Source organism: Pseudoalteromonas sp. APC 3893, assembly GCF_030408095.1.
Classification (GTDB): Bacteria; Pseudomonadota; Gammaproteobacteria; order Enterobacterales; family Alteromonadaceae; genus Pseudoalteromonas.
In genome coordinates, this window is record NZ_JASDCD010000010.1 from 42116 (window position 1) to 67650 (window position 25535).

The 25535-nt window shown below is 40.2% G+C and carries 24 protein-coding genes and 1 other RNA gene; 19 read left to right on the forward strand and 6 right to left on the reverse strand.

Annotation, left to right across the window (positions count from 1 at the left end; all coding sequences use genetic code 11):
- Positions 1 to 6 precede the first annotated feature (6 nt).
- From metH to QMA12_RS12535, 4 genes are all read left to right on the forward strand, one after another.
- Positions 7 to 2637: a methionine synthase gene (metH, locus tag QMA12_RS12520; protein ID WP_290209290.1), complete on the forward strand. Its 2631-nt coding sequence runs from the start codon at positions 7 to 9 to the stop codon at positions 2635 to 2637.
- A gap of 83 nt (positions 2638 to 2720) precedes the next feature.
- The gene (locus QMA12_RS12525; RefSeq protein ID WP_087532898.1) at positions 2721 to 3602 is read left to right on the forward strand and encodes a hypothetical protein; all 882 of its coding nucleotides are present in this window, start codon (positions 2721 to 2723) and stop codon (positions 3600 to 3602) included.
- On the forward strand, positions 3595 to 5430 hold the full coding sequence (locus QMA12_RS12530) for a GGDEF domain-containing protein (protein WP_290209292.1): 1836 nt from the start codon (positions 3595 to 3597) through the stop codon (positions 5428 to 5430). Before QMA12_RS12525 ends, QMA12_RS12530 begins: the two co-directional genes overlap by 8 nt.
- 40 nt (positions 5431 to 5470) lie before the next feature.
- The gene (locus QMA12_RS12535; RefSeq protein ID WP_176372542.1) at positions 5471 to 5641 is read left to right on the forward strand and encodes a hypothetical protein; all 171 of its coding nucleotides are present in this window, start codon (positions 5471 to 5473) and stop codon (positions 5639 to 5641) included.
- A 59-nt stretch (positions 5642 to 5700) separates the two neighbouring features.
- On the opposite strand, the gene QMA12_RS12540 is transcribed toward QMA12_RS12535, so the two are convergent.
- A complete protein-coding gene (locus QMA12_RS12540) occupies positions 5701 to 5898 on the reverse strand; it encodes a CsbD family protein (RefSeq protein WP_087532900.1) in 198 nt (65 codons plus the stop codon).
- A gap of 259 nt (positions 5899 to 6157) precedes the next feature.
- Between QMA12_RS12540 and hrpB the strand changes: the two genes are divergently transcribed.
- The 6 genes from hrpB to QMA12_RS12570 all read left to right on the forward strand — a co-directional run bounded on the left by hrpB (position 6158) and on the right by QMA12_RS12570 (position 10987).
- The gene (gene hrpB, locus QMA12_RS12545; RefSeq protein WP_290209293.1) at positions 6158 to 8584 is read left to right on the forward strand and encodes an ATP-dependent helicase HrpB; all 2427 of its coding nucleotides are present in this window, start codon (positions 6158 to 6160) and stop codon (positions 8582 to 8584) included.
- A 91-nt stretch (positions 8585 to 8675) separates the two neighbouring features.
- On the forward strand, positions 8676 to 9074 hold the full coding sequence (locus QMA12_RS12550) for a DUF4019 domain-containing protein (protein ID WP_290295277.1): 399 nt from the start codon (positions 8676 to 8678) through the stop codon (positions 9072 to 9074).
- Between the two features lie 33 nt (positions 9075 to 9107).
- The gene (locus tag QMA12_RS12555) at positions 9108 to 9545 is read left to right on the forward strand and encodes an MBOAT family O-acyltransferase (RefSeq protein WP_290209295.1); all 438 of its coding nucleotides are present in this window, start codon (positions 9108 to 9110) and stop codon (positions 9543 to 9545) included.
- 118 nt (positions 9546 to 9663) lie between these two features.
- Entirely contained in the window at positions 9664 to 10095 is a 432-nt protein-coding gene (locus QMA12_RS12560; protein WP_290209369.1) for a nuclear transport factor 2 family protein, read from the forward strand.
- Between the two features lie 31 nt (positions 10096 to 10126).
- Complete coding sequence (locus tag QMA12_RS12565) at positions 10127 to 10471, forward strand: 5-carboxymethyl-2-hydroxymuconate Delta-isomerase (protein WP_290209296.1); 345 nt, start codon at positions 10127 to 10129, stop codon at positions 10469 to 10471.
- 24 nt (positions 10472 to 10495) lie between these two features.
- Positions 10496 to 10987, forward strand: a complete 492-nt coding sequence (locus tag QMA12_RS12570) for a GNAT family protein (RefSeq protein WP_290209297.1) — start codon at positions 10496 to 10498, stop codon at positions 10985 to 10987.
- Between the two features lie 73 nt (positions 10988 to 11060).
- Here the strand turns inward: QMA12_RS12570 and ssrS are convergent.
- Positions 11061 to 11244: non-coding RNA, 6S RNA (gene ssrS, locus QMA12_RS12575), on the reverse strand.
- Positions 11245 to 11438: 194 nt separating this feature from the next.
- Here ssrS and QMA12_RS12580 point away from each other — a divergent pair.
- The 4 genes from QMA12_RS12580 to QMA12_RS12595 are packed head-to-tail and all read left to right on the forward strand — an operon-like array spanning position 11439 to position 15704.
- Entirely contained in the window at positions 11439 to 11999 is a 561-nt protein-coding gene (locus QMA12_RS12580) for a UPF0149 family protein (protein WP_290209298.1), read from the forward strand.
- Between the two features lie 21 nt (positions 12000 to 12020).
- Positions 12021 to 13340 (forward strand): Xaa-Pro aminopeptidase, encoded by a 1320-nt coding sequence (gene pepP, locus QMA12_RS12585; RefSeq protein WP_290209299.1) that lies wholly within the window; start codon positions 12021 to 12023, stop codon positions 13338 to 13340.
- A gap of 16 nt (positions 13341 to 13356) precedes the next feature.
- Complete coding sequence (gene ubiH, locus QMA12_RS12590) at positions 13357 to 14541, forward strand: 2-octaprenyl-6-methoxyphenyl hydroxylase (RefSeq protein WP_087532910.1); 1185 nt, start codon at positions 13357 to 13359, stop codon at positions 14539 to 14541.
- Positions 14538 to 15704 carry an FAD-dependent monooxygenase gene (locus QMA12_RS12595; RefSeq protein ID WP_087532911.1) on the forward strand — a complete coding sequence of 389 codons (1167 nt, stop codon included), beginning with the start codon at positions 14538 to 14540 and terminating at the stop codon, positions 15702 to 15704. Before ubiH ends, QMA12_RS12595 begins: the two co-directional genes overlap by 4 nt.
- Positions 15705 to 15778: 74 nt before the next feature.
- Here the strand turns inward: QMA12_RS12595 and QMA12_RS12600 are convergent, their stop codons facing one another.
- Together QMA12_RS12600 and srmB are read right to left on the reverse strand one after the other, a co-directional pair.
- A complete protein-coding gene (locus QMA12_RS12600; RefSeq protein WP_290209300.1) occupies positions 15779 to 16108 on the reverse strand; it encodes a BON domain-containing protein in 330 nt (109 codons plus the stop codon).
- Positions 16109 to 16430: 322 nt separating this feature from the next.
- Positions 16431 to 17663 carry an ATP-dependent RNA helicase SrmB gene (gene srmB, locus QMA12_RS12605; protein WP_087532914.1) on the reverse strand — a complete coding sequence of 411 codons (1233 nt, stop codon included), beginning with the start codon at positions 17661 to 17663 and terminating at the stop codon, positions 16431 to 16433.
- A gap of 76 nt (positions 17664 to 17739) precedes the next feature.
- Here srmB and QMA12_RS12610 point away from each other — a divergent pair, with 76 nt between their 5' ends.
- Positions 17740 to 18438 carry a methyltransferase gene (locus QMA12_RS12610; protein WP_087532915.1) on the forward strand — a complete coding sequence of 233 codons (699 nt, stop codon included), beginning with the start codon at positions 17740 to 17742 and terminating at the stop codon, positions 18436 to 18438.
- A gap of 62 nt (positions 18439 to 18500) precedes the next feature.
- The gene (locus QMA12_RS12615; RefSeq protein ID WP_290209301.1) at positions 18501 to 20228 is read left to right on the forward strand and encodes a DUF4153 domain-containing protein; all 1728 of its coding nucleotides are present in this window, start codon (positions 18501 to 18503) and stop codon (positions 20226 to 20228) included.
- A 10-nt stretch (positions 20229 to 20238) separates the two neighbouring features.
- On the opposite strand, the gene QMA12_RS12620 is transcribed toward QMA12_RS12615, so the two are convergent.
- Both QMA12_RS12620 and fldB read right to left on the reverse strand, forming a co-directional pair.
- Entirely contained in the window at positions 20239 to 20892 is a 654-nt protein-coding gene (locus tag QMA12_RS12620) for a hypothetical protein (RefSeq protein WP_290209303.1), read from the reverse strand.
- 370 nt (positions 20893 to 21262) lie between these two features.
- Positions 21263 to 21784: a flavodoxin FldB gene (gene fldB / locus QMA12_RS12625; RefSeq protein WP_290209370.1), complete on the reverse strand. Its 522-nt coding sequence runs from the start codon at positions 21782 to 21784 to the stop codon at positions 21263 to 21265.
- A 151-nt stretch (positions 21785 to 21935) separates the two neighbouring features.
- Between fldB and xerD the strand changes: the two genes are divergently transcribed.
- The 3 genes from xerD to recJ all read left to right on the forward strand — a co-directional run bounded on the left by xerD (position 21936) and on the right by recJ (position 25409).
- A complete protein-coding gene (xerD, locus tag QMA12_RS12630; RefSeq protein ID WP_290209372.1) occupies positions 21936 to 22817 on the forward strand; it encodes a site-specific tyrosine recombinase XerD in 882 nt (293 codons plus the stop codon).
- 64 nt (positions 22818 to 22881) lie between these two features.
- On the forward strand, positions 22882 to 23610 hold the full coding sequence (dsbC, locus tag QMA12_RS12635) for a bifunctional protein-disulfide isomerase/oxidoreductase DsbC (RefSeq protein ID WP_087532919.1): 729 nt from the start codon (positions 22882 to 22884) through the stop codon (positions 23608 to 23610).
- Positions 23611 to 23687: 77 nt separating this feature from the next.
- On the forward strand, positions 23688 to 25409 hold the full coding sequence (gene recJ, locus QMA12_RS12640) for a single-stranded-DNA-specific exonuclease RecJ (protein WP_290209304.1): 1722 nt from the start codon (positions 23688 to 23690) through the stop codon (positions 25407 to 25409).
- The last annotated feature ends 126 nt before the right edge of the window (positions 25410 to 25535 follow it).

Below are 25535 nucleotides of genomic sequence, written 5' to 3' on the forward strand. Positions count from 1 at the left end.
ACCGACATGACACAACAAATTGCAGTATTTACTAACGTCGGTGAGCGTACCAATGTAACCGGCTCAGCCATGTTCAAGCGATTGATCATGGAAGAAGACTATGAAACCGCCCTTAATGTTGCCCGCGAACAAGTTGAAAATGGCGCACAGGTAATTGATATCAACATGGACGAAGCCATGCTGGACTCAAAAGCCGCGATGGTGAAGTTTTTAAACTTAATTGCCTCAGAGCCTGATATTTCTAAAGTACCCATCATGGTTGATTCCTCTAAATGGGAAGTGATTGAAGCGGGCTTAAAGTGTATTCAAGGCAAGGCGATTGTTAACTCAATCTCACTAAAGGAAGGTGAAGAGCCATTTAAACGCCAAGCCAAAATTATTAAACGCTTTGGCGCTGCTGCCGTTGTTATGGCGTTTGATATCGATGGCCAAGCAGACACCGCAGATCGTAAGTTTGAAATATGTGAGCGCAGTTACCGTATTTTAGTTGATGAAATAGGCTTCCCACCGGAAGATATTATTTTCGACCCAAATATCTTTGCGGTTGCCACAGGTATTGAAGAGCATGATAACTACGCGGTCGAGTTTATTGAAGGCACGCGTCGCATCAAGCAAAACTTACCCCATTGTAAAGTGTCGGGTGGGGTATCAAACGTATCGTTCTCGTTCCGTGGTAACAACCCTGTACGTGAAGCGATTCACTCGGTATTTTTATACCATGCCATAAAAGCAGGCATGGATATGGGCATAGTCAACGCAGGGCAACTTGCCGTTTATGATGATATACCAGATGAGCTACGTAAAGCCGTTGAAGACGTTATTTTAAATACCGACTCAGGTGCCGGTGAGCGTTTAGTAGAGCTTGCGCCTAAGTTCTCAGGTATGGCACAAACTGAGCGTGTTGAAGATTTAGAATGGCGTACGTGGCCTGTTGAAAAACGTCTTGAACATGCGCTTGTAAAAGGTATTACCGAATACATAGACGAAGACACCGAAGAATGCCGCGCGGGTGCCGATAAACCCATACACGTTATCGAAGGGCCATTAATGGATGGCATGAACGTGGTAGGTGATTTATTTGGCGCGGGTAAAATGTTTCTACCTCAAGTGGTAAAATCAGCCCGGGTAATGAAGCGTGCTGTGGCATACCTTGACCCATTCATTGAAGCTGAAAAAGAAGAAGGCGCCACTAACGGTAAAGTTGTAATGGCTACCGTTAAAGGTGACGTGCACGACATAGGTAAAAACATCGTGGGCGTTGTTCTGCAATGTAATAACTACGAAGTAATTGATTTAGGTGTAATGGTACCGGCAGAAAAAATACTGCAAACAGCGATAGATGAAAAAGCCGATATTATTGGTCTATCAGGCCTTATTACCCCATCGCTTGATGAAATGGTACACGTTGCCAAAGAAATGAAGCGTCGCGGTTTTGAACTACCGTTATTAATTGGTGGCGCGACCACATCAAAGGCTCATACAGCAGTAAAAATAGAGCCGCAATATGATAAAGGCGTGGTATATGTAAATAACGCCAGCCGGGCTGTGGGGGTGGTTTCAAACTTATTATCAAAAGAACTAAAACCTGCCTTTTTAGCGAAAACACAAGCTGAATATGTAAAAGTACGTGAGCAGCAAGCACGTAAAAAACCACGTTCAAAACCGGTGACAATTCAACGTGCTCGTGATAACGCAGCCCAACTTGATTGGGATAACTACACACCACCAGTGCCGAAAAAACTTGGTGTGACAGAGTTTAAAGATGTATCAATTGCGACACTTCGTAAGTACATAGACTGGACGCCATATTTTATGACCTGGTCAATCGCGGGTAAATACCCACGTATAATGACTGATGAAGTTGTCGGCGAGCAAGCACAAAGTTTATTTAAAGACGCCAATGAGATGCTCGACGAGCTTGAACAATCAGGTGGCTTACAGCCGCTTGGAGTCATTGGTTTATTCCCAGCTAACCGCGTAGGCGATGACATTGAAATCTACACCGACGAAAGCCGAACTGAGTTACTAACTACATCGTGCCATTTACGTCAGCAAACTGAAAAAACGGACTTTGCGAATTATTGTTTAGCGGATTACATCGCGCCCAAAGGCACACCTGATTACTTTGGTGCGTTTGCGGTAACTGGCGGGCTTGAAGAAGATGACTTAGCCGATGCCTTTGACGCCAAGCAAGATGACTATAATAAAATTATGGTCAAAGCGGTTGCCGACCGGCTCGCTGAAGCATTTGCCGAGTACTTACACGAGAAAGTACGTAAAGAGTATTGGGGTTTTGCACCGGATGAAAACTTATCGAACGATGAGCTTATCCGTGAAAACTACCAAGGTATTCGCCCAGCCCCTGGCTACCCTGCGTGCCCTGAGCATACTGAGAAAAAGAAAATCTGGGAGCTACTTGATACCGAAAAGCGCATTGGCATGCAACTCACCAGCTCATACGCCATGTGGCCAGGCGCCGCAGTATCAGGTTGGTATTTCTCTCACCCAGAGGCTAAATACTACGCCGTAGCCGCAGTACAAAGAGATCAGGTGGAAGATTACGCCAAGCGAACCAACATGACGCTAGCAGAAGCTGAAAGATGGTTATCGCCCAACTTGGGGTATGAGCCACAATAGAGCTATTTAACAGTTTTTAATCTATAATAAAAGCTACTAGTACGATTCGTTTTGGTGGCTTTTTTGTTTTTAAGGTATCGTTTATGAGGTGTTTTCTATGTTTGTTACTCTTGTGTTTTAATGGGGTAAAAGCTGAATCAGCATTCGCGATTGATGTTGTACATAGTGAAAATTTTGATAAGCGTTATCTCTCTTTTTTAAATGGGCGTGAGGTAATGGAAGTTGATAGCTTTTATCCTACAACTAACGGAACTCACCTAGAAATTATTGAAAGAATATTATTACAACAAGCACTCTACTTAGGGGGAGAAACTCGACCTGTAACATTTCGTTCTAAGCCCCAAGCGAGTGCGTCTGAGTTTGATGCAATAATTGATGGTAAAAGTTTAATGTTAGCGAGAACTGTTTGGCATGATGAATTACTTGATTTTAAAGGCTCACTTTATATTAGCGAACCAATAATCAATCTTGGAGAATATCAAGCGGGTTTATTTGTTTCAGTTAATAATAAAAAAGAAACTGATAATTTAAAATTGAGTGACTTAACGGTTGTTGTGAATCCGCGGTGGCGAGTGGACTGGTTAGCATTAAGTAATTCACCGATCACAATGATAAGCCATATTGGTAAGTGGGAAGATATGCTTGCTATGGTTGATGCGCATATAGTAGACGCAATGATGATTAATTTTAGCGTGGGTGAAGAGCTTGAATTGAATTATGAAGGTAAACATTTTACTCCTATTAAAAATGTTAAAGTTGTCCTGCCAGATACACGCCATTTTATTGTCAGTAAAACTCACCCAGAAGGTAAAAAAGTAATTGCTGCATTGGAGAAAGGATTGAAAATATTAAGACACCGAGGAGTAATTACTAAAGCTTTGAAGCAATCAGGTTTTATTAATGAAGCGACAAGTGGTTGGCAAATAATTAACCAGCAAATGATAGCTCCTAAAATTAATGATTAAAGTTTATTTATTTCTCATCATCGCAATGTCTTTCTTTAGTGGCTCTGTTTATTCACAAACTGAGCAAGAGTTAGGGTATGGCTCACAAGAAAAGCTGGAGTTTTATTATAAGAAACTCAAAAAGGATATTGCTGCTGATGATAACTTCTCTATCATGCAATATTTACCGCAGTTAAGAACTTTAGCTGTATCACAAAAATCCAATGATATAGAAATTGAAACTTACTTATTAGAAGCCAAAATAAAACGTCGCTATGGATCTTACGAACAAGGTCTTAAGTTAAACTACCAAGCTTTATCTTTAGCGAAATCATATAATAATGAAATTTATATAGCTTGGGCATATCTCCATTTGGCGAATTTACAGCTAGAGTTAGATAAATTTAGTTCAGCTTTAGAATATCTTCAAAACGCTATCGATTTCTATGAGAAAGAACAAAGTGACTACACTGCGCTTATGTATCTTTGGCAAAGTAAAATATATTTAGCTATGGGGAGTTATTATCAAGCATTAGAGTCGAGTAAGAAAGCATTAAACCTAGTTAACAGTAATGCCAAAATACACTTTGATGTTTCAGTTAATCATGCAACTATTTTATTAAAGTTAGGAAAAGACGTTGCAGCAGATACAGCATTGAAAAACGTAGATTCGTCTTTTATTGATAGCGCACCAGGGCAGATGAAACTTCAATATTACCTAGCGCTCGCAAATTTAAATCTGCAAAAAGGTAATTTTTTGCAGGCTACCAAAATAGCAGTAAAACAATTAAATCAAAACCCTAATACCCGTTTTCTAGAAGAGCGAGCACAACTACAGTACTTGGTTGCAATGGCGTATAGGCAACTCAAACAGTATAAACTTGCGTATGAATATCTAGCTCTTCATACATTCAGCAAAAAAACATTTAACCTTCAGCGCCGCAATAATAAGTTACTACAACTTGAAGCCCATTATAATTTTGATATTCAAAGCCAAAAATTACAAGTGTTGAGTAAAGATAATGCGTTAAAAGAGCAACGTTTGTTACAGCAAGAGCAGTTGTTTGAGAATCATAAACTAGAGCAACAAAAGTGGATTTTAGCTGTTGTTTTATTTTTTGGGGCAATGGGCTTTATCTATTGGCGTTGGCAGAATCAACGATACTTGGTGAAATTACAGAAACGAGTTGATGAGCGAACGGCTGAACTTGCTAAAAGTAATGAACGTTTAAAAGCATTCAGTTTCACAGATAGCCTTACCGGATTAAATAACAGGCATTACCTATACAATGCTATAAATAGCGTACTAGAAAAGCAATCCAATCTAGTTTTTGCTCTTATTGATATCGATCACTTTAAAAAAATTAATGATACCTATGGGCATAATGTGGGTGATCAGGTATTAGAACAGTTTTCGTCGATCTTAAAAAAGTACCGTACTAGCGAAGACTTGTTAATACGTTGGGGTGGTGAAGAGTTTTTATTTATTAGCTCAAATAAATACCATGATTCGGCGAAAATGTTTGAACAAATTAGACAGGAAGTGTCTGCACATCCATTTGTTTCATTATCCGGAGAGAAACTTACCATAACTTGCTCGATAGGGTTTGCAAACTATCCGTTTGTAAAAGATTCACCGCAAGACTTTTCTTGGGAGCAAGTTGTTGAACTAGCGGATGGTGGGTTGTATTTAGCTAAAGAAAACCAACGCAACGCTTGGGTTGGATTATCGGCAAATGAAAACGTTTTAACTTGGGACAAAGACGCAATTAATAACTATCGAGAGTATATACAAAGGGGACATTTGATAGTAAAAACAAATATTAAAACTAATATTTCGATATTGTAATTATTTAATCCTATAGGGTGGTTTTTCGTTCAAATTTGATGTGAGTTTTCAGAGCTGTGGTGATAACCATAACTATACGTTTAAAAATGGCCGATACAGCTATGTACTGCAAGTAACAGTAATTGGCTGTGATACCTCACCTTCAGGTTGGCTTGAAGTATATAAAGACGATAAGCAGTTATTATTTGAAAACGTGGTGAGCAATAAATAAAAGTTATATGTAAAAATAAAAAACCGCCAAACGGCGGTTTTTTGCTAAGCGGTTATATATTAGTGACTTTTTTCAAAGTCGTTAACTTCGCGCTCGGCTTCTTCTTTAGATCTACCATATTTCTGCTGGATTTTACCAACCAGTTCAGTACGGCTACCTTCGATTTTGTCTAAGTCGTCATTAGTTAAGTCGCCCCATTTTTGTTGCGCTTTACCTTTAAGTTCTTTCCAATTACCTTCGATACGATCACTGTTCATAATTAGCTCCTTATAGTGGTTAATGAATTTACTTTCACTTCTAAAGGAGCAAGGCTTATACCAATCCTAAATAAAAATATTTAATCACGAATTATCAGTTGATTATGAATTCTTGTTACGGCTGAGTAGGTTTGGGAGTTATAAAGACTTTAAAAAATATACCTCATTTTTGTAATTTTTTCTGACTTGTAATTCACAGTAGAAACCGTTTGCTGTAGTTTTTGCTACAATGGCGCAAAGTCATTGAGAGAAAATTGTCGTGCTGCCGGTTCAAGATATATATCAACAACTCACTGCAATATTAAAAGCTAATCCTATTACTTTGCTGCAAGCTCCACCTGGTGCGGGTAAGTCAACTTGGTTGCCACTAAACTTAATGCGTGATGGGCACTATAAACGTATTGTAATGCTTGAACCACGACGTTTAGCTGCGCGTAATATTGCAAGTTATTTAGCTCGTTGCCAAGATGAACCTGTTGGGCAGAGTGTAGGGCTTCGGGTGCGAGGCGAAAGTAAAGTAAGTGCAAATACTCGGCTTGAGATTGTCACTGAGGGCATGCTCACGCGGATGCTGCAAAATGACCCAGAACTAAGTGATGTTGATTTACTGATATTTGATGAATTTCATGAGCGCTCAATTGCTGCAGATACATCCTTGGCGTTTGCACTTGAAACACAAGCTGCACTGCGCGAAGACTTAACTATTTTACTTATGTCGGCAACACTTGATACCGAGCGTTATTCCGATTTTTTTGCTTGCCCGATAATAGAATCACTTGGCCGCAGTTACCCAATTGACGAAGTGTACACTCCAATAAAAGATGAAAGCCGCTGGCTTGAAGAAATACCCAGCATAATTAAACAAGCACTCAATGAGCAAACCGGCAGCGCACTGGTGTTTTTACCAGGGCAACGTGAAATAGTGCGTGTGCAACAAGCGCTTAATGATTTACCGGCAGATTGTGAGGTGTTTACCCTGTTTGGTGAGCAAGATAAAAATCAGCAACAAGCAGCCATAGCTCCTGCAGATAAAGGGAAGCGTAAAGTCGTGCTAACCACTAATGTTGCTGAAACCAGCTTGACCATTGAAGGCATTCGCATTGTTGTGGATAGTGGTAAACGCCGTGCTGCCAGCTTTAATTTAAAAACTGGGGTAACAGAGCTCACCACACAAAGTATCTCTCGCTCATCAGCAGTACAACGGGCAGGACGTGCAGGGCGTATTGAGCCCGGCGTGGTTTACAGGTTGGGCTCCAAGCAAACCTTTGAGCGGCGTAATAGCCACGATAACCCTGAAATTCTCACCTCAGATATAAGTCAGCTCATACTCGAGGCAAAGCTCTGGGGCGCTGATATCAGCGAGTTAACCTTGCTTGATAAACCAACTGAGCAGCAATGCAGCCAAGCGCTAAGTTTACTGCAAATGTTAGAAGCGGTTGATGATAAGGGAAAGCTGAGTGTTTTAGGCAGTAAAATGCTGACGTTTGGTGCTGATATTCGCTTGGCACACATGTTATTAAAAGCGCAGCAGCTTGAAACACAAAATGCGGGGATTTATCGTTTAGCCATTTATTTGGTCGCCTTATTAGAAAGCCGCGTTAATTGCGCTGCTGAGCTTAATGTTGCTTTGCACAGTATGCAGCAACGACCCCATCCCGTATTTAAACAGCAGCTTAAATATTGGCAAAACCGTTTAAAGGTGAGCGATGATAAAAGTGAGTTAAATACCGAGTACCTCAGCGTGCTGGTGGCGCTGGCTTATCCTGATCGCATTGCAAAAAAAAGAGGAAATGGTTACTTACTCGCTAATGGCGCTGGCGCTGAACTAAATAGCGATTATTGGCACAACGATGAATATCTAGCAATAGCAACGATGGGCGGCCATAAAGGTGGGCGGATATTTGCAGCAACAGCGTTGAGCCCATTTGCGCTTGAGGAATATTTACCGCATTTATTTACTGAGCTAACTCGCTGTGAGTTTGACGAAAAAGCAGCACGTTTTATTCATCAAGATGAAGTTAAGCTCGGTGCTATAACCCTTAGCTGTCAACCAAGTAAGCAAAAGCTTGATAAAAATGAGCGTGCCAAAGCATGGCTAAGCTTATTTAAAAAGCAAGGTTTTGCATTGTTTAATGAGCAACCCGATGCCCAGCAGTTACTTATTCGCATGAGTTTGGTTTATAGACTGTTACCTGAGCAATTCCCACTTATAACAGAGCAGTCACTTATTGACCAAGCCGATACTTGGCTTGGCGTATACCTTCAAGATATTAAAACGCTTGAGCAGCTTAAAAAGTTTAACTACTTTGAGGCGTTACAAAATTGCTTTGATTGGCAACAACAAACGGCTTTGAAGTCACTATTACCACTTAGATTAACCGTACCAAGCGGTTCAAATATTCGTATTGAATATCAACTCGATGGCCCTGCAAAACTCAGCGTGCGTATGCAAGAAGTATACGGCATGACAAGCTCTCCAGTACTTGCTCAAGGTAAGCTCCCGTTACTGATGGAATTATTATCGCCGGGTAAACGCTCGTTGCAGTTGACCCAAGATTTAGCTCACTTTTGGGCAACCAGTTACCGCGAAGTGCAAAAAGAGATGAAAGGTAGATACCCAAAGCACTTCTGGCCTGATGATCCCGCTAATAGCGTTGCAACGAATAAAGTAAAAAGTAGGATGTGAGTAAAGCTAGCGAGGGTAAAGTTCATAAATTATGCTTTTATAATTAACTGCTCTTTAGTAGGCTGGAGCTGCTAATTTTTAACAAGGAGTTATGATGAGAAAGCACTGTATTATGTTTTTTCTTATGGTTGTTGCAACGTTTAACCTGAATGCCAACGAAGAGCAACCTGTTGCTAAACAGTGGTTAGCTGTTGTCGATAGTGGTGATTACGCATTGAGTTGGCAGCAAAGTGATGCGTTCTTTAAAGAAAATGTTAGCCAAGACCTATGGGTATCAAAACTAGGTGAAGTTCGTACCCCGCTAGGTGATGTAAAATCCCGTGAGCAAGTAAACCGTAAAACGTTTGACTCGTTGCCTCAGTTACCAAAAGGTGAGTATGTGTTACTGCAATTTAATACTGATTTTGCTAATAGACCTGAGTCGACTGAAACAGTTACTTTGAAAAAGTCGGACCAGCAATGGTTAGTGATTGGCTACTTTATTCAATAGCCAACCTGAGACCTCATCAACCAGAGAGTCAATATGGCTAATCATATAACACTTGCTCAATATGTAAAAAAACGTACTGGCGTGTCTTTAGGTGCTAAAGGCTCAATGAATAACATGCTTAAACGCTCTTTTGGTGCGCCATCCTTTTATTTATTTTGGCGCTATTGGAACCCAATCTGGAGCTACTATTTGTCACGCTATGTGATGAAGCCTACATCATCATTTTTGCCTCATTGGTGTGCCGTGATCAGCACGTTTGCAATCAGTGGTGCGTTACATGACTTAGCCGTAATGCTAATAAAGTGGAAATTACTGTGCTTTTTCACCCCTTGGTTTAGTTTGATGGGTGTGTGCGTGGTATTAAGTATCAAACTAAAGTTATCGTTTTCGCACTTTCCAATGTCTGTTAGAGCCTTCATTAATTTTCTTTATATTAGCGGTAGTTTTTACCTTACTGATCTGCTTTTTTAAACTGCATACTAAAAAATAAAGCTATACATTTCATTTGTTTGTTGTTTATATGGTGTAGGTAATTTAAACAATGGAATACCTGATGAAAAAAATAACGGCTATATTTTCAGTGGTTTTAATGTGCATATCAGTCAGTGTTACGGCTGCAAATAAAGAGCTCGAAACGCTCGCACAACAATACTTCTCAACGATGGTCGCTACGCAATCGCCGAGCGCGACGCATAAAGAGTTAGAAGCGTTTTTGGCGTTGTTAAGTGATGATGTAGGTAATCAACATATTCCATTCCAACCTGATGATACCCGCGAACCTGACGGTAAAGAAAACATGCGTAAAGGCATGACATTTTATTTAGCTGCTCACACCGAGTATGAAGCCAAATTACTCGACACATTTATTTTTAATAACTCAGGTTTTGCAGTCCGATATAGTCATCATGCTAAAGGTATTCATCCACAAAACCAGCAACCTATAGAATATAGCCAGACTATTATGGATGTTATTGAAGTAGAAGACGGAAAAATAGTGATGATACGTAAGTACCACCAGTAGCTTTATTTTAAATAACCAAAAGGAGTTTTTAATGCCGCACTTTGTTATTGATTGTGCCAGTTCAATTCTAGAGCTATGCGATGAAGCAACTCTAAACGAAGCGATACACAAGGTTGCTCATAGCACCGACTTATTTGTTGAAAGTGATATAAAAGTAAGAGTTAACTCCTTTGATAGCTACTTAGTCGGAAATAAGCAAGAGCCATTTATTCATGTATTTACACACATAATGCAAGGGCGAACTACAGAACAAAAAGCGGTACTATCTAAAGCGGTCGTCACTAAATTAAATGAAATGTTTCCTGATATTAAAAATATAGCTATGAATATAAATGACTTTGAAAAAGCGACTTACTTCAATAAAACCCAACTTTAAGCTTTCACCTAAAAAAAGAATACCATGCTACGTTTAAGAGAGTTCAAATCAGACGATCAAACTTTACTCGTCAACTACTTAAATAACCCGGATGTAAAACGGTTTTTATCCCCTAAAATACCATCCCCTTACACTATTGATGATGCCCGCTGGTGGGTTGAAGAGGGTAGTAAAGTAGGTATAACCCGTGCTATTGAGGTGGATGGCCAATTAGCTGGCTCTATTGGCGCTCTACCTGGACAGTTTGAATACGCTAAATCAGCAGAGATTGGTTATTGGCTAGCAAAAGAATTTTGGGGGAAAGGGATAGCCGTTAAGGCACTAAGCGCACTGTTTAATGAGGTGCAGCTAAATACTGATATAGTTAGATTACATGCTGTTGTGTTTGCTGGGAATACGCAATCAATCAAGGTACTTGAAAAATCAGGCTTTGAGCATGAAGGTCTGCTTAAAAAAGCTATTTATAAACAAGGTACATTTTGTGATGCAGGTGTATACGGAAAAATTATAAATTAATGTAATGATTTTATAATTAAATAAAAAGCGTTAAAAATCCCGAATGTGATTATAACTAGCTAGAGTAAAGAAAGTGTTCCCCAAGTATGCGGTACTCGGTATTAGTCCTGAAACCATAAGGTCTCAGGGCGGGGATCTGCGGTTTACCGTAGGCTTCTCGGTACATGCCGAGCTTGCACAATAGTAGACGAACAGAAACCCTAACATAAAATTTATCGGCTCAGGGACTTAACCAAGCTCCAACAACCTAGGGAACACGTCCAGTATATAAGACATAAACCAAACCTTACACCCCAAAATGAAAAAACTTCTATCACTTGCTTGGTTTTTCGACGCTGGTAACTGGCTATTTACTTTTTGGCTTGCTTTTTGACCTCAATCATACAATTAATTGGAGTTGCTATTTATCGAGTGGTAGCATTGAGTTAAATACCACTGTGAAGAAAAAATCATGAGCGAATTACCAGATTACCAACAAGCCCAACTCCTATTGGAAAAAAACCAAATTTTTGTTTCCCCAGCAGAAGCCCACGGCGTGATCAGCGGTTTACTTGCGTGTGGTTTGAACATTGAAGCCAAAGATTACTTAGCGTTATTAAGCGATGTATTTAATGATGGCCAAGCATTCAGCAATGATCTAAAAACCTTTTTTGCCACTATTTATAAGCAGGTTGTTGAAAGCTTTAGTGGTGAAGAGTTTCAGTTTGACTTATTTTTACCAAGCGATGATGAAACCTTAATAGATCAAGCGAATGGTTTAGTGTCTTGGGTAGCCGGCTTTATGCTTGGTTTTGGCTTAAAACAAAAAGATTACGGTAAATTGTCAGCAGACGTGAAAGAAGTGATCAGTGACTTTAGTGAAATCACACGTCTAGACACCATGTTTGATGAAACCGAAGAGGACGCTCAAGCGTTTCATGAAGTGGTTGAGTACGTACGAGTTTCAGCATTGTTATGTTTTGCAGAGCTTGGCAAAGAGCAAACCACTGACACGAAAAAAACACTTCATTAAACAACAAAGATAGAGTTGAACATGCCAACAGTGTGTATTGATAAAGCCGAATTTAAAGCGCGTCGAGAACACTTGCTTTCGCTTATGGGGCCAAATAGTGTTGCAATTATCCCTGCTGCTAGCGAAGTTACTCGCAGTCGAGATACTGACTATGCCTTTCGCCAAGATAGCGACTTTTATTACTTAACAGGGTTCAATGAACCAGACGCGGTATTAGTGTTATCTACCCTTAGTGATAAGCAAAGCACACTGTTTTGTTTAAACAAGGATAAACTTGCGGAGATATGGCATGGTCGCCGAATTGGTTTTGAAAAAGCGAAAAAAGATTACTTATTCGACCAAACATGTGCACTCAGTGAACTAACTGAACAATTATTGAATTTGGTGAACGGCCAGCAGATATTATTTTATGCACAAGGTAGTTATCCAAAGTTTGATGACAAAGTGTGGTCATTATTAGGCACACTGCGAAGTAACCGTACATTAAAAGCACCTACAACGATTAAAGATATTAGCGCTTTGATCCATGAAATGCGTTTATTTAAATCACCTGCAGAGGTGAATATTATGCGCAGTGCATGTGAAATTAGTGCCCAAGGGCATATTCGAGCGATGCAATTTGCTAAACCGGGCGCGACTGAGTATCAATTAGAGGCTGAGCTACATCATCACTATGCGATGAACGGTGCGCGTTATCCTGCTTATGGCACCATTGTTGGTGGAGGCGATAATGCTAATATTTTACACTATACCGATAATTGTGATGTGTTAAACGATGGTGATTTAGTGCTTATTGATTCGGGTTGTGAGCTACAAGGTTATGCTGCGGATATAACGCGTACCTTTCCTGTAAATGGTCAATTCAGTGAGCCTCAGGCTCAGCTCTATAATATCGTATTAGCTGCTCAAGAAGCTGCATTCATTGAAGTTAAACCTGGTGGTTGCCTTTCAAAAGCAAATAAACGCGCAATGATCGTACTTACTCAAGGCTTAATTGATTTAGGTATTCTGCAAGGTGAATTACACGAGCTTTTGGCTAGCCAAGCGTGTAAGGCGTTTTATATGCACGGCCTTGGTCATTGGCTTGGTTTAGATGTGCACGATGTTGGTGACTACAAGCAAGATGAAAAAGAACGCTCATTTGAAGCTGGCATGGTGCTTACCATTGAGCCTGGGCTTTATATTAGTCTTGATGCTAAAGCACCAGAGCAATTTAAAGGTATTGGCATTCGTATTGAAGATAACCTACTAGTTACAGAGCAAGGTTATGAAAACTTGACTCAAAGTGTGCCTAAAAGTATCAGTGAAATTGAAGCGCTTATGAGCCTAAAGGCTAACTAAACCCTAGGAGTAAAGCGTGGCAGAACAGTTTGATGTTGTAATAATCGGTGGCGGCTTAGCGGGGGCAAGTTGTGCGTTAAGCCTTGCCAGTGGCGCATCTGATTTATCTATCGCGGTTGTTGAAGCGAATCAACCCAGTGATGATTATCACCCGAGTTTTGATGATCGCAGTATTGCACTAGCCCAACAGTCGGTGCAATTTTTACAAACTGCCAATATATTTGACCCACAAGCTTCGTTTGCAGCTGTTATTAAACAAGTTAGCGTGTCAGATCGCGGTCATTTTGGTAAAACACATATTGATTGCAATGAATTTGCGCAAAGCGCTTTGGGTTATGTAGTTGAGGTTAATCCATTTGGCCGGTCTTTACATAATCAATTAATGAATACCGCGGTTAAAGTATTTTGTCCTGACACCATTGCAAGTTTGAATTACCAAGTAGATTCAGCACAGCTAACACTTGAGTCGGGGGCTGAGTTAAACGCAAAACTTGTGATCATTGCTGATGGCGCACAGTCCCCAACGCGACAATTAGTCAATATTAACTTTACAACCGAGCCTTATTCACAAGGCGCGATTATTGCGAACATTGAAGTGGCGGGTGGTCATCATGACCATGCATTTGAACGTTTCACAGAGCACGGGCCTATAGCACTACTACCTATGAGCAAGAACCGTTACTCATTAGTATGGTGTATGGAGCCTGAGCAAATCAAGCAGCATATGGCGCTTGATGATATGGCATTCATTATGGCACTACAAAATGCATTTGGTTATCGCGCCGGACAATTTGTTAAAGCAGGTGTACGCACCAGCTATCCACTCGTTTATGGCCGTGCGGACTCACTCTATAGCCATCGCACCTTATTAATAGGCAACTCAGGGCATGCTATTCACCCTATCGCAGGGCAGGGTTTTAATTTAGGTTTGCGTGATATACAAGTACTATGTGACTTAACAAAAGGGGAGCATGAGATTGGGAGTTATGCATTTTTGCGTCATTACGCTCAGCTGCGAAGCCAAGATATAAATACTGTTATGACGCTAACCGATGGCTTGGTTCGATTATTTTCAAACACCTCTCGTGTTTTAGCATTCGGCCGCAGCTGCGGTTTATTCACAATGGATTTATGTTCTTCATTTAAAGCTCCGTTAGCAAAACAATTGATGGGGCAAGTAAAGCAAGGTAAACGACTATGAAACAAGCACAAGTATGTGTAGTTGGTGGCGGGTGTGTGGGGCTCACACTTGCACTGGGTTTAGCAAAAGCTAACGTTAGTGTCATTGTCATTGATGCCGCTGCTAAACAGCAATTACCAGGTGATGATTATGGTTTGCGTGTCAGTGCATTAAGCCTTGCTAGCCAAGCGTTATTTGAATCAATTGGTGTGTGGCCACAAATTGTTGCTCAGCGCGCTCGCGCATACACCCATATGGATGTTCGAGATCAAGATAGCTTTGGTAAAATAGCATTTAATAGCGATGAGCTTGATTTACCTCAGTTAGGTCACATTGTAGAAAATGACATTATTCGCTATGCATTGATAAATGAGCTTGAAAAGCACAGTCAAGCGACCCTGATGTTTGAAACGCGGTATCAACAAATTCACCAAAGTGAAAATGATGTATTTGTTACTCTTGAATCAGGTGAACCAATTATTGCTAAGCTTTTGGTGGCAGCGGACGGTGCTAACTCTTCAATTCGAAAACAGTTTAACTTACCTATCACGTTTAAAGATTATGATCATAATGCGATTGTTGCGACGGTAAAAACCGCCGAGCCACATAATAATACTGCACGCCAGGTATTCTTACCTACTGGGCCATTAGCATTTTTACCTCTGACAGATAAACACACGCATTCAATTGTTTGGTCAACGAGCCCTGAGCATTGTCAGTCCCTATTAGCGATGGATGATGCTGATTTTAATAAAGCGGTTATGGCTGCACTGGATGGTCAATGTGGTTTATGCGAGATACAAAGTCAGCGTGCTGCATTTCCACTTAAAATGCGTTACGCCCAGCAATGGGTTGCAGGTAAAGTGGTGCTCATCGGCGATGCTGCACATACAATTCACCCCCTCGCAGGGCTTGGGATGAATTTAGGCCTGAAAGATGCCAGTTATTTGATTGAATTACTCAGTGAGCAAAATACAGAGTTTGCCAGTGATCGCACCTTGCGTGATTACGAACGCACCCGCAAGCTCGATGCGCAAAAGCATATTGCTATGATGCAAGGTTTAAAAGAGTTATTTGCAGGTACTCACCCAGTTAAAAAGTTGATACGCGGTGTTGGTTTGAGCATGGTTGATAACCTAGGGCCGATAAAACATCTTTTTGCCAAACAAGCGATTGGTAAATAAAAGCAGCGGCGTGTATAAAAAAAAGAGCGCCAATGGCGCTCAACAAGGGGAGTGTAATTCTTTAAAATCGGTATTTATTCTTCTAGCTCAACGAGCATTTTATTTTCTATGATCTCTATACCTTGAGTGTTCTCGATAAATTTTTGCGCAAGGGCACGTTCAAAACCGTTGCTCGCGATGCCATTTAATTCAATTTTGTTACCTATCACGGTTAAGTTTAGCTGTGAGAGGTTTAAGTTTGGGTTGTTAAGTAACTTGTTAACTGTAAGCTGTTGTAAAGTGGGTTGAGTTGAAGCGCTACTGACCATAATACTGCTTGGCGCTGCACTCACTTGCGTTGCACAGGCAAGTAAAAAAACACAACTAAGCGATATAAGTGATACGGTTAATTTGAAGCGGTTCATGATTTCCCTCAAGCTTGCTTAATTAAAGATATATTCTTAATTACAAATACCATTCCAATAATTAACACATTGAAAATTAAAAGGAATAAGTTATGCTTTTGTTGTTTTACTCGTTAGTTAGGTATTTTTTACATCTAAATAAGTAAAAAATTCTTTATTAATGAGAACTTTTTATAGTGCTGCTTACTAAGAAAGTGTGAAAAGTAATCAGATCTAACTTTGAGCTAGGTTTTTTCGAGATGATTAGGGTGGAGTTCGGGGCACGCTGGGAGTGATAAAAAGCCGAGGCTCATTGAGGCTCGGCTTATCGTTTTATAAAAAGCTACTTCTTTTTCTTCACTTTTGCCTTCGCCTTTTTACGGGCTTTAATTTTAGCTGGATCTTTTAGTTTCTTGACTGGCATTTTAGCTTCTTTATGCTGTGGCTCAATGCCTTTTATTACGCGGCGTTTAAGTTTTTGCTCAGTGTAACGCTCAACCTTAGCTAAAACGGCCACATCGTGCGCTTCCACTAATGAAATCGCGATGCCTTTTTTACCTGCGCGACCAGTACGACCAATACGATGTACATATACGTCGGCGGTACGTGGCATATCAAAGTTAATGACATGGCTAATGTCAGCTACATCAATACCGCGTGCGGCAACATCTGTTGCAACCAAAATTTTGGTACGGCCACTGTGGAAGTTTTCCATTGCTTTCATGCGTTTGTCTTGTGGCATTTCGCCACGTAACCAGGCTGCTTTTACCCCGTTGTTGGTGAGTTCACCAATGAGGGTTTCAAGGCGCTCTCGAGTTTTAACAAACACAATTGCTTTGCTGACATCTGGGCCATTTAAGGTATTAACTAATAGCTCAAGCTTATGATGGTAGTCATCGGCTAAATGTACCCATTGATGGATCTTAGCTTTTTCTTTACGTGACGACTCTGCTTCAAGCAGTGCCGGATCATTTAAAATACGCTCTGCGAATTGCTCTACGCTGTCGCCTTCAAGTGTTGCTGAAAATAGAAAGCACTGACGACGGTTTTTAGCTTCATCACAAATGCGCAGCATTTCTTTACGAAAGCCCATATCTAACATACGGTCTGCTTCATCTAAAATAAGCATCTCAACATTTTCAGCATGAAAGTTTTCTGTTTCTAAGTATTCCATTAATCGCCCAGGGGTAGCGATTAAGATATCGTTATTTTTTTCAAAAATTTCTTTATGCGTGCCGTAATTAATACCGCCTGTAACCACACCTATTTTTAAATGTGTTTGTTTGGCAAGTAACTCACATTGTTCATGAATTTGATACGCAAGTTCACGGGTCGGGGTCATAATTAACACTCGCGCAAAGCCAGGCTCGCGGCGTGGGAAATCCAGTAAGTATTGAATTGCTGGAATTAAAAATGCAGCGGTTTTACCTGTGCCTGTAGGCGCTGATGCTAAAATATCACGCCCTTGCAGTGCTTCAGGAATAGCTTGTTGCTGAATGCTGGTTGGGGTCTCATAACCCATTTTAGCGACGGCGTTTAGTAACTTGTTATCGATATCAAAATCAGAAAATTGCATAGAGTGTCAAAAATAGAGGACAATTGACGTTAATTATACGCGCTATACTGCGGTTGGTGAACGAAAAGGTGAAAAAATGTCAGGTTTTGTGTTTAAACAATTTAAAGTCGAGCATGACCAATGCGCTATGAAGGTATCGACCGATGGCATTTTACTGGGAGCGTGGGCAAAATTAGTCAGCGGTCAAAGAGCGCTTGATATTGGCACTGGCACTGGTTTACTTGCATTAATGTGCAAACAGCGCGCTGCTAACTTGGTTATAACCGCTGTTGAAATAGACGAGCCTGCTTACATTCAAGCAAAACAAAATATCGCAAATAGCCCTTGGCCTGATATTGCACTTTTCCATCAAAGTATTCAAAATTTTGCAGCTGATGAACTATTTGACGTGGTGATCAGCAATCCTCCTTACTTTAATAATAGTTTAAAAGGGGATGATACCGCACGAAACGCGGCACGCCATACTGACGGCTTGAGTTTTAGCCAGTTGATTGCTGCATTTAAACGATTAACGCATCATGCTGCACTGTTTAACTTAATTTTACCAAGCAGCGAAGCTCAATTATTTATAGCACAAGCGTCTGCGCAAGGGCTTTATTTACAACATCTTTGTTTAGTGCAAACTAAAAAAACTAAGCCTGCAACGCGCAGCTTAATGTGTTTTGGCTATCAAGAGGTTGATTGCAATCCTCAGCATTTAATTATTCATAATGAAGACGGCCAATACAGTGATGATTTTGTTAAGCTGTGTAAGGACTTTTACTTAAAAATGTAAGCTTTATTGAATAGTAGGTACAAATAACGCACACTGACCAAAATGACTCGGAGTAAATAGATATGGATAATCAATTACCTAAATCACTCATGATACTGCTAGCAGTGTTACAAGGGATTGCTTTAACATTGTTATATCGCAGCCTTGAAGCCGCAACATGGCCCGCCGCCGACCCTATTTGGTTTACCTCTTTAGCTACATTTGTAATCAGTTTTCCTTTACTGACGTTACTCGCTGTGGAGCAAGGTAATATAAAAAAACTGCTTATTTATTTGCTTCCTTTTTGCTTATTGTTGTCACTATTGGGCGCATACATTGGATCTGAGCATTACCCGTTAGCGTTTATTGATAATGATTGGCTAACTGCTACGTTTGTAATGACCTCTTTGGTAGCAAGCTTTAAAGCTTTAATGTATATCCAGCAGTTTATAGATAAAGAGGCGATTCATTATGCTCAGTTGTTTAAACTTTCATGGCGTAATTTTCTTTTATTTATAGAGTGTTGGTTATTTGTATTAATTTTCTGGGGCATTTTAAATTTAGGCGCAGCCTTATTTGACGCGTTGGACATTGAATTTTTCACAACGCTATTAAGAAAAGAATGGTTTTGGATCCCTACAATTACCTTAGCGTTTGCTTTTGCGAGCATTGTATTTAGAAGCTTGTTAAATGCAGAGCAAAGCATAGCAACATTACTGCAAGTTCTAATTAAGTTTTTACTGCCTGTTTTAACTATTGTTTCTTTTGGCTTTTTAGCGACTTTACCCTTTGCTGGGCTTGAAAAATTATGGCAAACAGGCAGGGGGACTTCGTTAGTGTTGTGGCTGCAACTATTAACACTCTTTTTTATAAATACGGTTTATCAACAGGCGTCATTACAGCGCCCTTACAATGTTGTATTACATAGATTGATTATTATAGGTGTTGGTTTATTACCTATTTATAGCTTAATTGCGGCCTATGGGCTGTGGTTACGTGTTGAGCAATATGGTTTAAGTGTTGCTAGATGCTGGGCCATTTTAATGTGCTTTTTATTGGCGTGTTTTTCGTTTGGCTATTTAGTGGGAATTATTAAAAAGCGTGATGCGTGGCTTGAGGTTCAAAACAAGGTCAATATTGGTATGGGGCTCACTGTGCTGGTAAGTATGCTGCTGGTGAATTCCCCCATTTTAAATTTTCAACGTATCGCGAGTGATAGCCAGATTGCGCGCTTAAATGATGGTAAAGTCACACTTAAAGAGTTTGATTATAATTACTTTGCATCAAATCTGGGGCGCCAAGGTTACCTTGCAATGCAAGATTTGAAAGCGCAAATACAAAACTCACATCCAGAGCAAGTAGCAATCATTGAGCGAATGTACGTAAACCCTGACTTTGAGACTGTTAAAGAGTTTGAAACACTCTCAGAGTTTATTGCGCACAGTGTATTTTGGCCGCAGCAAGAAGCGTTTCCAGATGATTTAATCGAGTCTATCTTCGATACGGTGCATTTCAGCAACTGGGCACCTTTGCATAGCCATTCATTTTATTTTGTCGCTATTGATTTAAACAACGATGGGCAGTTAGATTATGTTTTCATCGATGAAACAAATGATTTCACCGATGCTAAATTATGGTCTCATAATGGAAGTAAATGGCAGCAGTATTACATGACTACTGATAACCCAGACCAAATTAAGTGGTTACAAAGTCTAATAAACGCCAATGATATAAGCGTAGAGCAGCCTCAATATAACCACTTAAGAGTCGGTGATGCAGTATTTACAGTCACAAATGAAATAGAAAATTAAAGTTACTAGTTCACTCAGTGATCGTTGCTTTGATCCCTGATTTGTCTAGAACAAAAGTATATGAATTATCGTATGATGTATGACAAATAGACAAAGGCTCATTATTCAATTCAATATCTGAATTACAGTCATCAACATAATACCAATCACTTATTTCACTTTGCTCGAGATTTAAGGTTTTACTATTAATTGTAATTGGCATATCTGTTGATGCTAAAAATCGGATAGCGAAAAAGCTACTTTTATTTTTACTTTGATTTTGAATGATGCTGAAGTTGAGTCGTTCATTATTTTGCCAAGCAATAAAGTGATAATCTTGTTCGTTTTTCACTTTGTATGTTTTTTTTACTCGTTTACTCTTGTGAGTATGCTCTTGAATATAAAAGGTGATTTCTCGATTAGTATTGTGTTCATGAGTGACTGATTTGGGCTCTGAGTCAGTTGAAAGTGTATCTATATAATACTTGTTTTTCTCTACATCACGGGGATCTCCATCTAGCTGTGTATTTGCTAGATGATAATCAATCTCTAGAGCAGTAGCATTTACTAATGTGTAGTCATTTTTGTAAAAGCTAGAGCCAAAATTTGCTGTTTCTAAGTCTTCAGAGTTACAGCCTGTAAAAGCGAGAGGAAATAATAATAAGCTAATTGCTTTTTTGAACATAGGTAAATCCTTTTAATTTATTTGAACACATAAATCATAATTCATCACTTGGTATTAATGTGTATAAAAATGTAATTTTTTGTATTAAAAAAAGGTAAAAAGAGTTGATGGATATATAAAGAGCTTTTGGGCGCTCATTGTATCTTTTGTGATTGCGAGTTGCTGTTTTTTTAATACACTAAGTGACGTTCGAAGCGATTTATACTTAGCCCTCGAGGTTACAAACCTCGCGCCGTGATTAAACCGCCCCTAGTTTGAATAAGCTTTAATCCGCAAAGGTCAATAGACCCTAAACAAAAGAGAGTTGTTTGATAACCAACTTAAATCGCTTTTAATTTTGAGGACACAGCGAGGAACAATCTTTTGTTAATTAAAGACTTTCACTATATTCGTTCATTATTTGCTCAACCCAGTTGGCAATTCGCTCATCACTGTGCTCGTATTGACTGTCTTCATCAAGAGCTAGGCCAACAAAATGTGTGTTATCTGTGGTGAGTGCTTTTGATGCTTCGAACTCATAGCTGGCGTCATTGGGCCATAAACCGAGTAACGTAAATTCTTGATTGCTAATTTCATCGTGTAGCATGCCTAGCGCATCTTGAAACCATTGGCCGTAGCCTTGCTGGTCACCCATGCCAAATAAGGCGATGGTTTTTCCTGTTAGGTTGACGTCTTTGATGTCATCCCAGATTGATTCCCAATCTTCTTGTAATTCACCAAAGTCCCACGTTGAAATACCAAAGATGATAAAGTCGTAATTCTCTGCATTTTTTAGTGGCTCATCTTTGATGTTATGTAAACTGACAATGTCTTGCCCAATAATATCGCGGATTTTTTCTGCTGCTATTTCCGTATAACAAGTTGTAGAGCCATAAAATAAACCAATTTGCATCGTATTTATCACTGTGTGTTTGCCTGATATGATAGGCTCAAGTTTACCGTAAGGTATTACTAATTGATACCTTGATTAAAATGGAATAACTGTGACTAAGTTTGCAAAAAATGAATCATTAAGCCCACTTACAGAACACCAAGACGAGCTTATCAATAATAGCGACTATCTTGAGTCGTTTTTAGATAACCTTTATCTTGAGCAGCATGTTAGTGATAACACGTTATCTGCATATCGAAGTGACCTAGATAAGTTCGGTTTATTTTTAGAAGGGCAAGATTTACTCACGGTATCCGCTTTAGACATTGAAAGTTATTTAGCGCATCGGGTTGATTTAGGTTTAAAATCACGCAGCACAGCGCGTAGCATTAGTGCGTTAAAACGCTTTTATCAATATTTAGTACGCGAAAAGTACTTAAGCGAATCGCCGATGGTGAATATTGCTCAGCCAAAAGCAGGGCAGACGCTACCTAAAACGCTTTCTGAAAATGAAGTTGAAGCATTACTTGCAGCCCCCAATGTTGATGAACCCATGGGGCTGCGCGATAAAGCCATGTTAGAGCTTTTATATGCAACGGGTCTGCGGGTTAGTGAGCTTGTAGGTTTACGTATGGAGCAAATAAACCTGCGCCAGTCTGTTGTGTTTGTTAAAGGCAAAGGTAATAAAGAGCGTTTGGTGCCACTTGGCGAAGAAGCCATGTATTGGCTTGAGCAGTTTTTAAAATTAGGGCGCGGGCAAATGATTAAGCATGCCACCGATTTTGTGTTTCCCTCTAAGCGTGGCGTGGGCATGACACGACAAACTTTTTGGCATCGGATCAAACACTATGCTATTTTGGCATCGGTTGAGTCGCCTTTATCGCCCCATACGCTGCGTCATGCTTTTGCAACGCATTTACTTAATCATGGTGCAGACCTTAGAGTTGTGCAAATGATGTTAGGGCATAGCGATTTATCGACGACACAAATTTATACCCATGTTGCGAATGAACGATTAAAATCGGTACATCAGCAACATCACCCGCGTGCTTAGTGAAATTTTTTTAGTACACTAGCGGTCATAGTAAAGATGAATTATCAGGATATAAGAGAACAATATGAAAAAGTTAGTATTAGCCGGTGCAATGTTAGGCACCAGTTTAAGTGCGTTTGCAAATGGTGTATTAGCCGTACCTGATGCCAATGACCCAATTGTGACTAAGTTTGCTGAGCTAGGCGTTACTGTAAAGCATATTAATCCAAGCCCTGTGGCTGGATTGAAAGAGTTAATTACCGATAAAGGTGTATTGTACGCAAGTGCAGATGGCCAATATTTAATGCAGGGCACCTTAATTGACTTAAACAATCGTAGTAATTTAACCGAACAGGCTCTTAACGGTGTTCGTAAAGAGGGGTTATCTGAATACGAAAACTCAATGATTGTTTACAAAGCGCCAAATGAAAAACACAGTATTACTGTTTTTACAGATATCAGCTGTGGTTATTGCCGTAAATTACACCGTGAGCTTGACGATTTACTCGAGGCGGGTATTACTGTTAAATATTTAGCGTTCCCACGTGGCGGTTTACAAGGTTCTGGTTATGCTGATTTAATGAATGTTTGGTGTGCCAAAGATCAACAAGAAGCACTCACTGAGGCAAAAGCAGGCGCTGACACTAAAGTGATACAAGGTTGTGCTGCACCAGTTGCTGAACACTATCAGTTAGGTCAGAGTTTTGGTATTAGTGGCACACCAGCTATTATTTTAGAAGATGGTACCATGATCCCAGGTTACCAACCTGCGGCAGCGCTTAGTGCTGCACTTGAAGCGAACAAGTCTTCATAATTAAATAAAACGTTTAAAAAAGGCCGTTTTAGGCCTTTTTTTGTTAGCTCTCCTAGCTTAAAAGTATCGCCTGCTGCATGAAAAAAATAATTCAAGCTCGACAATGTGTTGATGACTCACACCTACCCAATAATTTACACCCAGTTATTAAGCAAATTTACGCCAATCGCCAAGTAAGCCATGCCGATGAACTAAATAATAGCGCAGCCACATTGCATGATTTTAGGTTGTTTAAAGATATTGATAAAGCTACTGAGCTATTAATCTGGGCGTTGCAAACACAAAGTAAAATTCTTATTGTGGGTGATTTTGATGCTGATGGTGCTACCAGTACCGCAACATTAATGCACGGCCTGAGCATGTTTGGTTTTGCCCATTTAGATTACCTTATTCCTGACCGATTTAGCCTCGGGTATGGACTAAGCCCAGCGCTTGCTGAGCAAATAGTCACAATAGCGCCAGATTTAGTGATCACTGTTGATAATGGTATTTCATGTATTGCAGGTATTGAGATTGTTAAAGCCGCAGGAATTAAAGTCCTAGTAACTGACCACCACTTGCAAGGTGAGCAATTACCAAATGCCGATGCTATAGTTAACCCAAACCGTCACGACTGCGATTTTCCATCTAAATCAATTGCAGGTGTTGGGGTCGCGTTTTATCTACTGATAGCACTGAGGAGTGCATTACGTGATTTAGGCCACTTTGAACAGCAACAACCACCCAATTTAGCTGAATTACTTGATATCGTTGCGCTTGGTACAGTGGCGGATGTGGTCGCGCTGGATGCGAATAACCGCACTTTAGTGCATCAGGGGCTAGCACGAATTCGCAGTGGCAATACCCGCCCAGGGATTATCGCATTAATTGAAGTTGCAAATCGCAATGCTGCACGCTTAAGTGCCAGTGACTTTGGCTTTTCATTAGCACCACGCTTAAACGCAGCAGGGCGCTTAGATGATATGAGCTTAGGGATAGCGTGTTTGTTATCAGCGGATTTAAATCAAGCAAGGCGTATTGCTGGCGAGCTCGACAGCTTAAATCATGAGCGCCGCGAAATAGAGCAAGGCATGCAAGCTGAGGCACAAGCGGTACTCGACCGCCTAGCATTTAGTAGTGATACCGTACCAGATGCCATTTGTTTATATCAGCAAGATTGGCATCAAGGTGTAATTGGTATTTTAGCGGGACGCTTAAAAGAAAAGTATCACAGGCCCACCGTTATATTCGCTGGTGGTGATAATGGCGAAATCAAAGGCTCTTGCCGTTCGATTGAAGGGCTGCACATGCGTGACCTACTCGAGCGTTTGAATACCTTACACCCACATTTAATTAGTAAGTTTGGTGGTCATGCCATGGCTGCGGGACTGAGTATTAATGAACAGCACTTTAGTGAGTTTAAACAGGCTTTTGAGCAAGCAGTTACCGCGCAATTAAGCGAAGAGTATAAGCAGTGCGTTATTCTTACTGACGGTGAGTTACCCGCTGATTGCTTTAACATGGATTTTGCGCAGCTAATTAAACAAGCAGGGCCATGGGGGCAGCAATTTCCTGAGCCAGTGTTTGAGCACACCTTTGAAGTTGTACAGCAGCGTATTGTTGGTGAAAAACATTTAAAACTAGTGCTTAAACATCAATCTGGTCGTTTGGTAGATGCGATTGCATTTGGCGTTGACGTTAAAGCGTGGCCTGACACTGAAGTGCGTTTTGTTGATGTTGCTTATCAGCTGGATATAAATGAGTTTAGAGGTAAATATACGCTGCAATTAATTGTCCGTGAGCTACAAAAGAGCCCTTAAAAAATATCGCACTAGGGCGTATAAAGTACTAATAAAACGCGCGGTTTTTTGTTAAAATCGGGCGTTTTTATTATTTAAAGAAATTTATAGGGCAAATTGCCGTGTAAATCAGCCATTTTGGAGTAA

Excerpts from the sequence above, each read along its gene's own strand:
- fldB (WP_290209370.1), bottom strand. The coding sequence starts at position 21,784 with ATGCAAATTGGTTTATTTTATGGCTCTACAACTTGTTATACGGAAATA.
- QMA12_RS12560 (WP_290209369.1), top strand. The coding sequence starts at position 9,664 with ATGTGCATATCAGTCAGTGTTACGGCTGCAAATAAAGAGCTCGAAACG.
- QMA12_RS12610 (WP_087532915.1), top strand. The coding sequence starts at position 17,740 with ATGTCAGGTTTTGTGTTTAAACAATTTAAAGTCGAGCATGACCAATGC.
- QMA12_RS12530 (WP_290209292.1), top strand. The coding sequence starts at position 3,595 with ATGATTAAAGTTTATTTATTTCTCATCATCGCAATGTCTTTCTTTAGT.
- srmB (WP_087532914.1), bottom strand. The coding sequence starts at position 17,663 with ATGCAATTTTCTGATTTTGATATCGATAACAAGTTACTAAACGCCGTC.
- QMA12_RS12595 (WP_087532911.1), top strand. The coding sequence starts at position 14,538 with ATGAAACAAGCACAAGTATGTGTAGTTGGTGGCGGGTGTGTGGGGCTC.
- QMA12_RS12620 (WP_290209303.1), bottom strand. The coding sequence starts at position 20,892 with ATGTTCAAAAAAGCAATTAGCTTATTATTATTTCCTCTCGCTTTTACA.
- QMA12_RS12565 (WP_290209296.1), top strand. The coding sequence starts at position 10,127 with ATGCCGCACTTTGTTATTGATTGTGCCAGTTCAATTCTAGAGCTATGC.
- metH (WP_290209290.1), top strand. The coding sequence starts at position 7 with ATGACACAACAAATTGCAGTATTTACTAACGTCGGTGAGCGTACCAAT.
- QMA12_RS12570 (WP_290209297.1), top strand. The coding sequence starts at position 10,496 with ATGCTACGTTTAAGAGAGTTCAAATCAGACGATCAAACTTTACTCGTC.
- QMA12_RS12525 (WP_087532898.1), top strand. The coding sequence starts at position 2,721 with ATGAGGTGTTTTCTATGTTTGTTACTCTTGTGTTTTAATGGGGTAAAA.
- QMA12_RS12540 (WP_087532900.1), bottom strand. The coding sequence starts at position 5,898 with ATGAACAGTGATCGTATCGAAGGTAATTGGAAAGAACTTAAAGGTAAA.
- QMA12_RS12555 (WP_290209295.1), top strand. The coding sequence starts at position 9,108 with ATGGCTAATCATATAACACTTGCTCAATATGTAAAAAAACGTACTGGC.
- pepP (WP_290209299.1), top strand. The coding sequence starts at position 12,021 with ATGCCAACAGTGTGTATTGATAAAGCCGAATTTAAAGCGCGTCGAGAA.
- QMA12_RS12615 (WP_290209301.1), top strand. The coding sequence starts at position 18,501 with ATGGATAATCAATTACCTAAATCACTCATGATACTGCTAGCAGTGTTA.
- dsbC (WP_087532919.1), top strand. The coding sequence starts at position 22,882 with ATGAAAAAGTTAGTATTAGCCGGTGCAATGTTAGGCACCAGTTTAAGT.
- recJ (WP_290209304.1), top strand. The coding sequence starts at position 23,688 with ATGAAAAAAATAATTCAAGCTCGACAATGTGTTGATGACTCACACCTA.
- QMA12_RS12550 (WP_290295277.1), top strand. The coding sequence starts at position 8,676 with ATGATGAGAAAGCACTGTATTATGTTTTTTCTTATGGTTGTTGCAACG.
- QMA12_RS12600 (WP_290209300.1), bottom strand. The coding sequence starts at position 16,108 with ATGAACCGCTTCAAATTAACCGTATCACTTATATCGCTTAGTTGTGTT.
- QMA12_RS12580 (WP_290209298.1), top strand. The coding sequence starts at position 11,439 with ATGAGCGAATTACCAGATTACCAACAAGCCCAACTCCTATTGGAAAAA.